The sequence below is a fragment of the Idiomarina sp. D18 genome (assembly GCF_057748155.1).
On sequence record NZ_CM173240.1, the window covers coordinates 47,576 to 61,533 of the forward strand.

The following is a 13,958-nucleotide window of genomic DNA, read 5'->3' on the forward strand; positions in this document are numbered from 1 at the left end:
TTTGTACCACTAGTTACTTAAGTAAAAAGGTCGTCTGTAGCCGTAAATGCTTTTCTCTAACATTTCGATCAGACTGCTTCCGTCGCTTGAAAGGCCGCTGATGATAAACTGTAAGCTAACACCGTTGTCAAATTCGGGTGCCGCAAACGTGCTTTGCATCATACCAGCGTTTGCCGCTCCAGCCATAGCAGGCTCTAAATTCAGGTTGATTCGACGGTACGCACTTACACGTAGCGCCCAACAACAACTGCTGTACTGCACCCCAAGAATGGCATCATTGGTGCGGCGATTTACCAAATCATAGTAAATGTTAGCAGCGACCTGCCATTGGTTATTAATTTCCCAAACCGCTTGCGCGCCGACTTGTTCAATATCGCTATTTAAAATATTGGTTGCTTTACGATGATTCACTTGAAGCAAGTTTTTATTGTCAAAGCGATATTCTAAAGCGGTCTGACTCTTTCGTGTTTGATTTAGTTCCGTATCGTATTGTAACGCGCTCTTGATACTCCAATGAGGGGTAATCGCCCATGTTAAGTCGGCAACCCATTCTGTATTGCTGGATGTCCGCGATGTATTTTGCTGCAATAGCTCGGTCCGACTTTTATCAAAATAATAAATTTGGCCAAACGCAAAGCGCAACAGTTCACGCTCGCGCTTATCAAAAATGCTTGTTGTGGCACCATAGGTTATTTGATTCGCTTCTGCAATGCGGTCTAAACCGGAATAGCGCTGGGCGCGGAACAGGCCGTAATAATCGTCTTGCATCAGCGATGTATCATAGATGCCGATATTAGACTGGTCTTTGTACGGGACGTAGAGGTATTGAAGTTGTGGTACCAATGTTTGGCGGTATGCGTCAACGCCGTCGCCGTCAAAAAAGCGCTCTAGGTGCAGGCGACCTCTTAAGCGAGCTCTTGGCAACGCGCGCGACACGGACTCGTCGAGCTCAGGGCTTGTCCCTTGTTGACGATAGTGCGTATATAAATAAGTGATTTCAGCTTCACCATCGTAAGCAGGCGCTTCGAGCGCGTAACTTAAGCTGGGTTGAAGGTGGGCGCGTGTCGCGTATACGTTTGAATCGTCTTGGCTTTGAAAGTAGGTGAGTTCGCTTTCGATCGCCCAGTTAAAGCCCGTGTATGCACCTTCATCGTAACGCATTGAAATTTGTGGCAATGTTCTAAACGGGCTTTGATATTGCCCCAGTAGTTCGTAGTCTTCAGCACGGATGCGTGCAAAAAAGTTATCCTTTAAATAATCAACTTGCGCCACACGGTATAAGTGGGTGTCTGCTCGCCCCGCAAAATCACTACCAAAATCATTGAGATAGTTGTCATCACTGATTTGCGTTGCATCCACATAGGCGCGCCAGTGCTCACCGAGTTGAGCTTGCTGATCAATATGCCATAAATAGCGATCGGCGTTATCGAGTCGAAGTGAGTCGCTTTGAAGGTACTCAAGATTGATTTGACCACCATAGCTATCGGTGAGAAAGCGGTACTCTGATTTTAACATTGTCCCGCGCTTACTAATGTATACGGGAGCAATCGTTGCATCCATATTCGGCGCAATATTAAAGTAATAAGGGACTTCTACCTCAAGGCCACTGACAGATGAAGTATCAATGGTCGGATAAAGAAACCCTGTTTTACGTCTATCGTTAACTGGAAACGTAAAATACGGTAAATAAATAACTGGGATATCGAACAACTCAACTTTAGCGCCCCATGCCTCACCAAAGTCTTCTGATTGACTGATTTCGATTCGATCAGCAGTCAGTTTCCAAGCCGGATCCGTCGTTGGACAGGTCGTGAAACTTGAAGAAAACAGATTGACGTGCTGCTCAGATAAACGCAGTAGCTGGGCTTCGCCACGCGCTTGTGTGGTTTTCATTCGATATTCAGTATCGCGTAATTCGGCGGTTGCTGAAACGCCATTATAATTAAACGATTGACCTTTGACTTGAATATAACCGTCAGAAAACAGAACGCCTTGATTCGCATCGATGGTTTGTTTTTCTTGATTGATCCGTGCAGACTCAGTGAGAAGCCATTGACCATCCTGACGGATACTCACGTTACCAGAGAATAACGCTTCGCCATTGTTGCTGACATTGGAGTTATCTGAGTGGACTAATATGCTACCAGGGAGTTGTGCAGAAACGTCGAAGTCGGGTTCTTCGAAACGCCACTGATTATAGCGGGCTGAGCACACATTAGTAAGCTCCTGCTGAGCAGAAACTGACGCGCTGAGTAAGGTAAATAAGACAGCGGACGCTTTGGCAACTTTGTAACGCAATGGCAAGATACTAATCCGTTTTGAGTTGTTAATTAATGATTAGAGACAAGCTTGGTATAATAAAGCAAATCTGCGTATTCTGCTATTTTAGTACGCATAAATAGAGATTAAATTTGCCAAATAATGGCACACAGAGGGGGCATTTTGGAAGATTCTCGTGAGATTGGTCTGGCAGCATGGTGTGAGGCGCAGACGGGGTATCCTCAAACGCAACTGGAAGTGGTTTCTGGGGACGCGAGCTTTAGACGCTACTTTCGAGCTTCAGATGGTCAACGTAGCTTAATTGCTGTTGATTGCCCACCAGATAAAGAAGATATGCGCCCTTTTCTTCTCGTAGCGGACGCTTATCAAGCGGCAAACATTCCCGTGCCGCTGGTATTGAACGTTGATTTGAAGCAGGGATACATGTTGCAGACAGACTTGGGCCACACGGTACTATTGTCGAAACTCCAAGCGCAAAACGCACGCCAATACTATGATCAAGCGCTCTCGATTTTGCCACGAGTTATGGGTGTGACGGCAACAGCGGAAGGCGATTTACCCCGCTTTGACCGAGCATTGTTAGATCGCGAACTGGCATTGTTTAAAGATTGGTTGTTGATGCAGCACCTCGATCTTGACTGGGATGATCGCGACGACGAACTATGGTCTGAATTCTGCGAGCTGATAGTGAGTAATGCATTTGCTCAGCCACAGGTTGGTGTGCACCGAGATTATCACTCCCGCAACTTGATGGTGACGCCTAAAGGGCTTGGTGTTATCGACTTTCAAGATGCGGTTATCGGGCCGATTACCTATGACGCGGTCTCGCTACTGAGAGATTGTTACATTGAGTGGCCTGATGAGTTAGTCGATGAGCTATCTCAACGGTTACGGAGCCAACTGCAGGAGGATGGGCTACTAAGTGCAGATATTGAGCCAGAACAGTGGCAACGCTGGTTCGACTGGATGGGACTTCAGCGGCATACGAAAGCCGCAGGCATTTTTGCCCGACTAGCGCACCGTGATGATAAAACCGGTTACTTGAAAGACGTGCCTCGTACATTAGGCTATCTGAGTAAAGTCAGTGCACGTTATCCGGAATTAAGTAACTACCACCAATGGCTGACCCAACGTATTATACCCAAATGGGAAAACTCATGAGAGCGATGATACTGGCCGCAGGTCGCGGAAAGCGTATGCAACCTCTGACTAACTTGACCCCAAAACCACTTTTAACCGTTGCGGGCAAACCTTTGATCGAGTACATCATTGAGAAGTTGGTGGGGGCCGGGGTCTCGCAAATTGTGATTAATCATGCTTGGTTAGGGGGGCAAATTGAGTCTCAGCTTGGCGATGGCTCACGTTGGGGCGTGAAGATTATTTATTCTCCCGAACCTGACGGTGGGTTAGAAACAGCGGGCGGCATCATTAATGCTCTACCGATGCTGGGAACAGCGCCTTTTTGGGTCATTAATGGCGATATTTTTATCTCATCCGACTTAACAGACTTGCCAACTCAACTTGAGACGAACGACTTGGCTCACCTATTACTCGTCGATAACCCTGAACATAATCTAAGTGGCGACTTTGCCTTGCAAGATGGCCGGGTAATAGCCCAGTCTCCCGAGCAGACTGGATTTACGTTCGCCGGCATTGGCTTATATGACCCCGCATTTTTTGCCGGTTACGGCGATGGGTATAGGCCATTGAAGCCCTTGCTGCTCGATGCCATTAATCAGAGAAAAGTGGCGGGGAGTCTACTAAAAGGTGCCTGGACGGATGTGGGAACGCCAACGCGTTTGAGTCAGTTAAATCAAGAAGTAGAGGAAACATAATGATTTGGGGAAAGGTGATTGGTGCGCTAGCGGGCTATCTGTTTTTGCGATTGCCTGGAGCTATCATCGGCGTATTAATTGGACACTGGTTTGATCGAGGAATGGCTCAGGACTTTGCCAGCCGTGGTGGTTTTGGGCAATTTATGAGTGGCAAACGTGATGCCGATAAAGATGCATTATTTTTATATACCCTGTTTGCAGTGATGGGACATCTTGCTAAAGCAAAAGGACGCGTGACCGAGCGAGATATTGCACAAGCATCGGAACTGATGGACCGATTCCGACTCGATTCTGAAGCGAGAGGAGAGGCGCAAGAGGCGTTTCGAGAAGGGAAGCAGGCGACTTTTCCACTGGAAGATACGATGAAGCGGTTTAGGGAGTCATTTTATGGCAACCGTGAGGTATTTCAGATCTTTATGGAACAGTTGATGGCTTTGGCTCTTAATGACGGTGTACTTGATCGAGGTGAGCATGAAGTCCTTGTTAATGTTGGTAAAGCGCTAGGTTTCAGGCGGTTTCAGATTGATCAGTGGCTTGCGATGCAGAAAGCCGCATTTAGGTTTCATCAACACCGTTCGCAAGGAAACGCGGGGAGCCAACAGGCTAAGCCGTCGCGTAATGAACTTCAAGATGCATATGAAGTATTAGGAGTGAAGCCAGAACAGTCAGATGCGGAGATTAAAAAAGCGTATCGCAAGCTGATGGCGCGCCATCATCCTGACAAGCTTGCGTCAAAAGGGTTGCCGGAGCATGTGATGAAAGAAGCACAAAAACGCGCCCAGGATATCCAATCAGCCTATGAAGCAATCAAAAAACACCGTGACATACGGTAGCTATTAAAAGCCATGGAATTTAAACCAACCTTGAATGACACTCTTTAGTTCGTTGGCGGCTTCTGGGGGACGGGTCAATAAGCTACGCGGTCGATAGCTTAATTGTTGATATTTTTGGCTAAGTGTTTCATGCATAGACCATTGCTTAGCGACCCATCGGTTGGCTGAAGCTGATTTAATATCGAGTACCGGGAAGGTGAGCTTAGCGATTTTGGTGCCTAGGACTCGATTAAGTGCTGGCTGCGGCAGATACACATCCAACAAGATGACCGCATCGGGCGCGGCTGAAGGATTTTTATTGATCCAATCAATCCAGAGCGCACCACTGATTCCCTCAACAAGCCACACAACGAAACCGGGGTGTTGACTCACTTTTTCATTCAGTGCTTCAAGGCGCTTAAATAACGCGGCTCTATAAGGCTCCAGTGCGTTATCATCGGGTTGAGTAAACTCAGAGTCAGGGGTGTGATGCGCTAACGAGGTGGGTTGGATAAGCATACTCGGTGGTGTCAATCCCCAACTACGCCAACCCATCTTCGACGCTTCATGATAACTGGATTTAATGAGCGAAGATTGCAAGGGGTGTAGACCCCAGTCCGGCAAGGCAACAAATTGCCCTCGTTCGAAGCTTCTTAATGGCTCAAGTTGCAGTGCTAAATACTGTACGTCTTTCTCTGTCGCGTCTTTGAGCCAGACTATCTCGTCAGGGGGGACGAAACGAGCACGATCATCCTGTCCGTGTGAAATAACAGACCAGCAGATGACAAACAACAGGATGGCAACGCGCATAATATTCATGCTTTGTTATCGTCATAAGACTGAAATTCTTTAAACTTTAGCTAAAACGGGCAGGGGCTGGTGAAGGTTAGCGTTTGCTCGGTCTGAGGGTGTGTAATACGCAGTTCAAATGCATGTAGGAGCAGTCGTTCAGCCGCCTCAAAAGCGGCTGAGTGTGCATAAAACTTATCACCTAAAATAGGACAGTTTAATGCCAACATGTGCACCCGTAGCTGATGTGAACGACCTGTGTAGGGTGATAGTTTGACAGTGCATCCCTGAGCTTGACGTTTTAGCACTCGGTAAAAGGTTTGACTGGGCTTGCCATTGAAAAAGTCGACTTGTTGCTTCGGTCGATTAGGCCAGTCGCAGCTAAGTGGTAAATCGATACAGCCATTGTCAGCGGGCAATGCTCCCCACACTTTTGCCAAGTAGGTTTTCTTTGGAGTTCGTTGTTGAAACTGTCTACTTAGGTGGCTTTGCGCGGCTTTACCAAGCGCAAACACCATCACACCCGATGTGGCCATATCTAGCCGGTGTACTAACTTGATATCAGGAAATATGCGAGCGAGGCGAGTGTAAACGGAATCTCGATGTTCGAGTAATTTCCCTGGTACGCTAAGCAGTCCTGCGGGCTTATCGACCACAACCAACGCATTATCTCGATGTATTATCTTGAGATAAGGGTTGGTTGGTGGTTGATAGTGAAGCAGTGCCATTAGTGATGATTGACCAAAATACGCACGGCAAACAACGAAAGCTGCGGTTGCTTTAGCGATTCTAATAAGGTTTGCTGGCGCATTTTGATAGCTTCAATTTCAGATTCGCGTACGGAAGGATTGCGCTGCTTTAGTTTGGTCAGACGTTCAAGTTCCTTTCCTAAGTTTTCACTGATACGCGAACCGATAGCAGCGCTTTGTTGCTCTAACCAAGCTTCAGCGGAGCTACGCGCTACTTCTAAGTGCGACTTAGTGATATCACGCAACTGCTTTAAAATTTGCCGTGAGGTTTTTTTATCCATAAAGTCGGCTTGCTTGGTTAATGCATCGCGTGGCACTTTGCTCGTCAGTTCCCGCCCTTGACTATCAAGCAATATACGATGGTTCTGAAGCGGGAAGAACTCCTGAGCTACCGCGCTTTGGGGGGCGTTAATCTGTGCACTAAAGTCAACCTCCATGAACCAAGCGCCCTCAGGCAGCGCTTTGTTATTTAGTTTAGTAACGCAGACGCTACCGAAGTCTTGCTGGGTCACTATATCCAAGGCCTCTTGCACGTGAGGGTGGTCCCAACTTAAGAATTCGATATCCTCGTAATTAAGTGCCGTGGTGCGGTCAAAGGTGATCGTCATCCCTTCTTCTTGCAGGCCTGGAATAGCCTCGACGCGCATATGCTCGCTCGGTTTAACGAACACTCGGTTTTCGTCGAGTTCTTCGATATCGATACCAAAGCGCTCCCAGAATGTGGTCATAAACTCATCCAGAGTTGATACGTCGCTGCTTTCTTCTATAGCCAAGATTACCGACTTAGCCTGTTCTGGACGGCATGCATTTAACTCTTGTAGTTTATCGCGACCCGCTTCAACCTCGGCCATGAGTTGCTGATGTAACTCTGCGCTCTGCTGCAGCACTTCTTTCGGAAGCGGCTGGCAGCTTAGCAAAGCCTTTTTAATCTGCTGAGAAAAGTCGTCATACATGCGGCGTCCGACGGGGTTACATTGTTCGAATGCATTCATCGTGTGATACCAAGGCAGTAAAATGCCCTCGTCGGAATCTTCGGTGTAGGGCAGGTAGATTGCGATATCATGGGTTTGCCCGATACGGTCAAGTCGTCCTATCCGTTGCTCAAGTAAGTCTGGGTTTTCAGGTAAGTCGAATAATACGAGTTGATGCACAAACTGAAAGTTCCGCCCCTCGCTACCTATCTCTGAGCACAATAAAATCGGGCTGCCATTATCATCGTCGGCAAAGAACTCGGCAGCGCGGTCGCGTTCAAGTAATGACATCCCTTCGTGGAAAACGGCAGCGTTTATCCCTTCAAGCACACGCAATGCTTCGGCGAGCTCATTTACCGTTTTCGCGCTGTGGCAAATAAGCAACGTTTTGTCATCCCGGTTACCTTTTATATGGTCAATAAGCCAAGTCACACGGGGGTCGCCCAGCCACCAAGGTTCACGCATGTCATCCTCGGGCTCAGGTAGTTTAACCGGGTGAAATTGACGCGCTGGGAATCCACCGACATTTTGACGGCGGTTTCTAAACATAACCCGGCCTGTGCCGTGTTCATCAAGGAGTTCGTCGAGTTCCTCTCCTTTAAGCTCCGTCGCTTTATCTGCCAGTTCGCGATAATGAGTTTGCTCCTCCTCAAACGCGCTAAAATCGTTAAAGCGGTCTGGGTCAAGTAACTGCAAACGCTTAAAGTGTCCCTCGTTACCTTCTTGCTCAGGTGTTGCGGTTAATAACAATAAGCCTGGGATGGCTTTCGCTAGCTGAGTAAAGTGTTCATAGCCCGGTGTACTGTCATTAAGGTGATGGGCTTCGTCGACCACCAACATGTCAAATTCGGCACCCATGAGTGCGTCATGCCACTGTTCATCGTGTAGGATTTTGTTGTTGATAATCACTAATTGTTCAGTAGAAAATGGATTATCACTATCGAGTTGCGCTTCTCGGATTCTGGCTTCATCAAACACACTGAAATCAAGCGCAAATCGGCGCTTCATCTCAACAAGCCATTGGTGACGGAGGCTATCGGGTACGGCAATTAGTATACGTTGGCTACGCCCCGTGACATGCTGGCGCTTGATAATCATGCCCGCTTCGATGGTTTTTCCTAAGCCGACCTCGTCAGCGAGCATAACTCGAGGGTGGTAGCGGTTCGCCACGGTTGATGCGACGTAACACTGGTGCGCTAACAGATTCACACGTGCGCCTAGGAGACCCGCGACAGGGCTTTGTTGCCAGCGCGCTAATTGTTGTTGACCTTGCATGCGCAGAAGATACAGATCGTGGCGATCGGCTTGCCCTGCAATAAAGCGCGTTAATGCTGGATTGGTATCAATTTGATGAGCTAACTGGGACTCTGGCACCATCACCTCTTCGCCTGAGTCTTCGCGTTCACCGAAATAGATGGCTAACCCTTGATGCTCTTTTGCTTCGGTGACGATAAAACGCCATTGATCAGCATGTGTTGCTTCTTGTCCTTCATTCAGCACAAATCGAGCGAGAGGTGCGTCGGATTTAGCGTACATTCGTGTTTCCCCTGTGCTAGGGAACATCACCGATACCTGGCGTCCATCCACGGCAGTGACTACGCCAAGGCCTAAATCTGTTTCAGTTTCGCTTAACCAACGTTGCCCTAAACTAAACTCGCTCACTTCGTCCTTCCTATGCGCTAACTTTAAAGGTCGGCAATAGTAATGGGGAGATTAGAAAAAAACAATGCGACTGTCATCCCTGTGTCACGAATTTTGGTCTAAGCTTTAATCAAACGATAACAAAAGGTGTACGCTATGACCGCAAATGTTAGTCAAACCTCCCAAGCTACTAAGTACTTCGTTTTAGATACCAATATTCTATTGCATGATCCTCTCGCTTTTCTCAGCTTCGATGAGCATAACGTCGTTATTCCTATGGTCGTGTTAGAAGAGTTAGATAATATTAAGGATCGCAATAAGGACGTGAGCCGAGATGCGCGTGTTGCGATTCGTTCATTGGAGGAGGTGTTAAAGGATGCAACACCTGAGCAGATAGTTAAAGGTGTCCCTTTGACGCAGTTAAGTGGCGACCACCAAGCGAGCGGCACGTTAGCTATTTTCCCTGACTACGAGTTGAAGCAAAGTGCGTCTGCTTTGGCGCTCAATGAAAATGACCATCGTATTATTCAAGTGGCGTTAGAACTGCAAATTAAGTTTGCGGGTAGCACGGTCACTTTGGTCACAAAAGATATCAATATGCGCCTAAAAGCCAAAGGTGCGGGCGTAAAACATGTTGAGGATTATCGCACAGACCAATTAATTGATGATATTCGTTTATTGACGAAAGGTTTCTATCAGTTTGAAGGGGACTTTTGGCAACAAGTGGGTGATGTCAGTACGTTGCAAGAGGGGCGAGATGCCTATCACACGGTTTCGCGCGAACACATGCCGCAAATTTTCTATAACGAATATTTTATCGATGAAACAGAACATTTCGCAGCTCGGGTGGACACTTTTGACGATACCTCTGTAACGCTGATGGATTTGGGACATGAGCGCTTAATGGGTTACAGCGCGTGGGGGATTCACCCTAAGAATATATATCAAGCGATGGCGATGCACGCACTGCTTGACACAAGCTTGGACATGGTCATTCTGACGGGGCCGGCGGGTAGTGGTAAGACGCTATTAGCGCTTGCTGCGGCATTAGAAATGGTGGTCGAAAAGGGGATCTACGAGAAAATTATTGTTACCCGAAACACGCCAGAGATCGCTGAGTCTATTGGCTTTTTACCGGGGACAGAAGAGGAGAAAATGGCGCCTTGGTTATCAGCTATAACGGATTCTCTTGAAGTATTGCATAAGAATGATGAGAGCATGGACTCGAGTCTCAATTACATCATGACGAAAGCGAATATCCAGTTCAAGTCATTAAACTTCATGCGTGGTCGCAGTATTCAAAATGCGGTGGTTATACTTGATGAAGCACAAAACTTAACCGCATCACAGCTAAAAACAATAATTACCCGTTGTGGTGAGAATACGAAACTGGTCGTGTCGGGCAACTTGGCGCAGATTGATAGTTATTACTTAACTGCTGTCACCTCAGGACTCACCTTTATCGTAGAGCGTTTTAAAGATTATCCAGGCAGTGCGACCATTAATCTAAACGGTGTGGTAAGAAGTAGTCTGGCAGAGTATGCAGAGGAGCATCTATAGCTTAGTTGCCTTTGATAACCGTATACTGCCCAGTGTTGACAAGAAACTGCACATCACTGGAGAGTTGGCCCGCTGGTAAAACGGCGGGCCCTGCGACATCCATGAGAACGAATTCAGTTCCGTTGTGCATCAAGGTTATATCGTTTGCTTGCTTTGCCATTTGAATGCCAAAAATCGCATGTTTTGGGAAATAAACAATGATCATTCTTGCTTCAGGAATAATCTCTTTTAGTAAGGCTAGCGTGAGGCTGACTTTACTGTCACAGTCACCTCGATTGTTGAGAAGAAGGTAATTAGGTGGCGTGAAGCCATCTCCACGACTTGATAGCTTGCTACTGAGACTGTCATAAGGAATCGACTGAACAAAATGGCCAACGTAGTTGGTGTAGCTGCGTCGACTGTTATCTTTAAGTTCGTTCCCGATAGCGACAACCAGCGTTCTGAGAAGTGATTGAGTTTTCTCGGCAATAGTAACTGCATCTGGAACGATGCCCGTTTCCCCCAATGGAAGCGACAATTTGCGATAGTAATTTGCCGATAAATAGTCTTGCCATTGCTGATTAAAAAATTGTTGTACCTTTCTCAGTTGCTGTTGGTAACGTTGTTGTAACGGTTCCGTTCGTGCTTTGCGTATTGATAAGGTTAATTTCTCTTGTCGGGGGGACAGCGTCGCTTCAACACCATACCAACGTTGGCGCTGTATATACTGATTAACTTGATAATTAAGCTCACGAAGTGCGCGCTTTCGGTCGTAACTCCGAAATGTTGCAAACGGCTTTAAGAAGTCGCGTTGATTAACACTGAAACTAAGCTGTGTGAGCTTTCCGTTGGGAAGATTCCATTGGTAGGAAAATAAAATATCGCCGTCACGGGATGTTTTCTCGAAAGCTGTTTGTTGAGCAAAAACTTTGGGGACACTGCTAACAAGCAGAACTGTTGAGAGAACAATGACTGCACCCCAAGCGGACAGGTATGTTCTCTCATCAGATAGCTTTTTCATTAGAACTTCATTTCGGTAATTGGACTTTCTTCAAACTTTAAGTCGACTTGATACTCAACGCCGCCCGCTCTAATAAAGAAATACGTTTTGTCGCGTTTGAATAGTTCATGAAGTGAAACGACGCGCACGCCAGGACGGCGTTCAGCGTTCCAGTCGCTCATCTCCACGCCTGTGCGCGAAACTAAAATGTTTTTATAACGGTCACCAGTTACCAGTAGCAACTTTTTATTTTCGTTGCGCAATAAAATGGTGTTACCTGTGACAGAAAATGGTTCTTCGTTGCCTAGCACAGCCTTCTCCCAAGCATTCTACTTTTTAATCATCACTATAACGAATTATCCTGATTTGGCAACATGACTACAATGCACGAAGATAATCCTCAACAATGAGCAATGCTGCGGCACTGTCGACTTTGCCTTTTTCCAAGCCGCGATAGCCATCGCGTTCAAACAGCGATTCTCGAGCGGCGGTGGACGTTAAACGTTCGTCTTGAAAGACAACGGGGACATTAAAACGACCGTGAATACGATTGCCAAACTTTTTCGCGCGTTGCGTGAGCGGTTGCTCCGTGCCATCCATATTAAGTGGTAGGCCAACGACGACACGTTCAGGCTGCCACTCTTTGAGCAGTTGTTCGACAGCACTCCAGTTTGGAATACCGTCCTGAGCTTTGAGTGCTTTTAAAATAGAGGCGGTGCCCGTTATCGACTGACCCACTGCAACGCCAATACTTTTGGTGCCAAAATCAAACCCGACAACTGTCATGCGTGACCTACATCGGGTCCGAGCTTCCAAATATCAAAACCGAGTTGCTCGGTGGCTTTTTCCCAACGTTGATTAGTCGGTGTATTAAACAATATCTCAGGATCCGCAGGGATGGCTAACCACGAATTTTCAGCCAGCTCTTGCTCCAGCTGGCCAGCTTCCCAACCCGCATATCCAAGCGTTAGCAGAAATTGTAACGGCGCCGCGGAGGAACCCAATGCCTCTAAAATGTCACGCGAAGTGGTGACCATAATCTCATCACTCAACTTGAGACTACTACGCCAGTTTTGTTGTGGCGGGTGAATCACGAACCCTCGCTCCTGGCCCACAGGTCCGCCCTGATAGACTGGACCTTTAAGGCTATCTGCGCTATCTGGATAAACAATTTCAAGTTTGTCGAGCAACGAGTTAACCGTTAGCTCTGCAGGTTGATTAATGATCAGCCCCATCGCACCGTCTTCGTTGTGTTCGCAGATATAAGTCACACTGCGACGAAACAGCGGGTCATTCATGCTCGGTGTTGCAATTAAAAAATGGTTTTGTAAGCTTTCCATAAAGCACTCCTCACTCACGATACGACTTATATCGGGGCTTATTCAGTAATTTCAACGGCGTTGCTTTAGATCCTGCTCGATAGCTGCGAAGAGTTGCGCCGCGATATTGATGTCGTAGGCGTTTTCGATTTCTCGCATGCATGTTGGACTGGTCACATTGATTTCTGTAATACGTTCGCCAATGACATCGAGACCAACGAGGTATAAACCTTTTTGTTTAAGTGTGGGGCCGATGGCACGCGCGATGCGTTCGTCACTCTCGCTCAAAGGTTGCGGTCGTCCGCTGCCACCGGCCGCTAAGTTACCTCGAGTTTCTCCTGCAGACGGAATTCGTGCCAATGCGTAAGGTACCGGTTCGCCATTAATAATCAGTATACGCTTATCGCCGTCCTTGATCTCTGGCAGATATTTTTGTGCCATAGCATAACGTTGACCTTTTTCGGTCAGTGTTTCGATGATGACACCTAAATTCGCACCGTCTTCGTTAACTTTAAATATCGACGCGCCACCCATTCCGTCGAGCGGCTTAAGAATGACGGTACCGTGCTTTTTGTGAAACGCCTTAAGCTGCTCAGCATTGGCTGATACTAGGCTGTCGGTGATAAACTCAGGAAACCAGCTGGTATAAAGCTTTTCATTACAATCTCGCAGGCTTTGCGGATTATTAACGACAAGCGCACCTTCCGCCTCAGCTAAATCAAAAATATGAGTCGCATAAAGAAACTGGCTATCGAAGGGCGGATCTTTGCGCATCATGATGACATTGAACTCACCTAATGGCAGCTTCTCGACATCGCCCAACTGATAAAAGTCCGTTTTTTGATCTTTGACGGTGACTTTGCGTGCCATAGCGTAAGGTCGACCTGAGTCAATGAGCAGGTCGGCCATTTCAATATAATAACTTTGGTAACCGCGCGCCTGTGCTTCGAGCAACAGTCGGAAACTGGTATCTTTTTCCGTTTTTACCTGCGCAATGGGATCCATAATCATGGCTAACTTCAT

At 47.2% G+C, this 13,958-nt stretch carries 13 protein-coding genes; 4 read left to right on the forward strand and 9 right to left on the reverse strand.

Going from position 1 to position 13,958, the window contains the following annotated elements:
• Positions 1 to 9 precede the first annotated feature (9 nt).
• Positions 10 to 2,304, reverse strand: a complete 2,295-nt coding sequence (locus AC3AP5_RS00220; RefSeq protein WP_287830864.1) for an LPS-assembly protein LptD — start codon at positions 2,302 to 2,304, stop codon at positions 10 to 12.
• Between the two features lie 138 nt (positions 2,305 to 2,442).
• Here AC3AP5_RS00220 and AC3AP5_RS00225 point away from each other — a divergent pair, with 138 nt between their 5' ends.
• The 3 genes from AC3AP5_RS00225 to djlA are packed head-to-tail and all read left to right on the forward strand — an operon-like array spanning position 2,443 to position 4,948.
• Entirely contained in the window at positions 2,443 to 3,441 is a 999-nt protein-coding gene (locus AC3AP5_RS00225) for an aminoglycoside phosphotransferase family protein (RefSeq protein WP_006954269.1), read from the forward strand.
• Positions 3,438 to 4,115 carry an N-acetylmuramate alpha-1-phosphate uridylyltransferase MurU gene (gene murU / locus AC3AP5_RS00230; RefSeq protein WP_272978655.1) on the forward strand — a complete coding sequence of 226 codons (678 nt, stop codon included), beginning with the start codon at positions 3,438 to 3,440 and terminating at the stop codon, positions 4,113 to 4,115. Before AC3AP5_RS00225 ends, murU begins: the two co-directional genes overlap by 4 nt.
• Entirely contained in the window at positions 4,115 to 4,948 is an 834-nt protein-coding gene (djlA, locus tag AC3AP5_RS00235) for a co-chaperone DjlA (protein ID WP_272978656.1), read from the forward strand. Before murU ends, djlA begins: the two co-directional genes overlap by 1 nt.
• Before the next feature lie 3 nt (positions 4,949 to 4,951).
• On the opposite strand, the gene AC3AP5_RS00240 is transcribed toward djlA, so the two are convergent.
• From AC3AP5_RS00240 to rapA, 3 genes are read right to left on the reverse strand one after another with little or no spacing between them, the layout of a single operon-like run.
• Positions 4,952 to 5,746 (reverse strand): DUF3530 family protein, encoded by a 795-nt coding sequence (locus tag AC3AP5_RS00240; RefSeq protein WP_006954264.1) that lies wholly within the window; start codon positions 5,744 to 5,746, stop codon positions 4,952 to 4,954.
• A gap of 41 nt (positions 5,747 to 5,787) precedes the next feature.
• Positions 5,788 to 6,444, reverse strand: coding sequence for a pseudouridine synthase (locus tag AC3AP5_RS00245; RefSeq protein WP_006954263.1), 657 nt, complete (start codon positions 6,442 to 6,444; stop codon positions 5,788 to 5,790).
• Positions 6,444 to 9,098 (reverse strand): RNA polymerase-associated protein RapA, encoded by a 2,655-nt coding sequence (gene rapA, locus AC3AP5_RS00250; protein ID WP_487326869.1) that lies wholly within the window; start codon positions 9,096 to 9,098, stop codon positions 6,444 to 6,446. The genes AC3AP5_RS00245 and rapA overlap by 1 nt, the downstream gene beginning before the upstream one ends.
• Before the next feature lie 135 nt (positions 9,099 to 9,233).
• Between rapA and AC3AP5_RS00255 the strand changes: the two genes are divergently transcribed.
• Positions 9,234 to 10,637, forward strand: coding sequence for a PhoH family protein (locus AC3AP5_RS00255; protein WP_006954261.1), 1,404 nt, complete (start codon positions 9,234 to 9,236; stop codon positions 10,635 to 10,637).
• Between the two features lies 1 nt (position 10,638).
• On the opposite strand, the gene AC3AP5_RS00260 is transcribed toward AC3AP5_RS00255, so the two are convergent.
• The 5 genes from AC3AP5_RS00260 to gshB form a co-directional block, all read right to left on the reverse strand.
• Positions 10,639 to 11,637 carry a hypothetical protein gene (locus tag AC3AP5_RS00260; RefSeq protein WP_487326870.1) on the reverse strand — a complete coding sequence of 333 codons (999 nt, stop codon included), beginning with the start codon at positions 11,635 to 11,637 and terminating at the stop codon, positions 10,639 to 10,641.
• Positions 11,637 to 11,927 (reverse strand): hypothetical protein, encoded by a 291-nt coding sequence (locus AC3AP5_RS00265; protein WP_006954259.1) that lies wholly within the window; start codon positions 11,925 to 11,927, stop codon positions 11,637 to 11,639. The genes AC3AP5_RS00260 and AC3AP5_RS00265 overlap by 1 nt, the downstream gene beginning before the upstream one ends.
• 67 nt (positions 11,928 to 11,994) lie before the next feature.
• On the reverse strand, positions 11,995 to 12,402 hold the full coding sequence (gene ruvX / locus AC3AP5_RS00270; protein WP_487326871.1) for a Holliday junction resolvase RuvX: 408 nt from the start codon (positions 12,400 to 12,402) through the stop codon (positions 11,995 to 11,997).
• Positions 12,399 to 12,956, reverse strand: coding sequence for a YqgE/AlgH family protein (locus AC3AP5_RS00275; RefSeq protein ID WP_006954257.1), 558 nt, complete (start codon positions 12,954 to 12,956; stop codon positions 12,399 to 12,401). Before AC3AP5_RS00275 ends, ruvX begins: the two co-directional genes overlap by 4 nt.
• Positions 12,957 to 13,007: 51 nt before the next feature.
• Positions 13,008 to 13,958, reverse strand: coding sequence for a glutathione synthase (gshB, locus tag AC3AP5_RS00280; RefSeq protein WP_487326872.1), 951 nt, complete (start codon positions 13,956 to 13,958; stop codon positions 13,008 to 13,010).

Bases quoted from the DNA above. Each gene is read 5' to 3' on its own strand.
- murU (WP_272978655.1), top strand. From the start codon at position 3,438: ATGAGAGCGATGATACTGGCCGCAGGTCGCGGAAAGCGTATGCAACCT.
- djlA (WP_272978656.1), top strand. From the start codon at position 4,115: ATGATTTGGGGAAAGGTGATTGGTGCGCTAGCGGGCTATCTGTTTTTG.
- AC3AP5_RS00240 (WP_006954264.1), bottom strand. From the start codon at position 5,746: ATGAATATTATGCGCGTTGCCATCCTGTTGTTTGTCATCTGCTGGTCT.
- AC3AP5_RS00245 (WP_006954263.1), bottom strand. From the start codon at position 6,444: ATGGCACTGCTTCACTATCAACCACCAACCAACCCTTATCTCAAGATA.
- AC3AP5_RS00255 (WP_006954261.1), top strand. From the start codon at position 9,234: ATGACCGCAAATGTTAGTCAAACCTCCCAAGCTACTAAGTACTTCGTT.
- AC3AP5_RS00260 (WP_487326870.1), bottom strand. From the start codon at position 11,637: ATGAAAAAGCTATCTGATGAGAGAACATACCTGTCCGCTTGGGGTGCA.
- ruvX (WP_487326871.1), bottom strand. From the start codon at position 12,402: ATGACAGTTGTCGGGTTTGATTTTGGCACCAAAAGTATTGGCGTTGCA.
- AC3AP5_RS00275 (WP_006954257.1), bottom strand. From the start codon at position 12,956: ATGGAAAGCTTACAAAACCATTTTTTAATTGCAACACCGAGCATGAAT.
- gshB (WP_487326872.1), bottom strand. From the start codon at position 13,958: ATGAAGTTAGCCATGATTATGGATCCCATTGCGCAGGTAAAAACGGAA.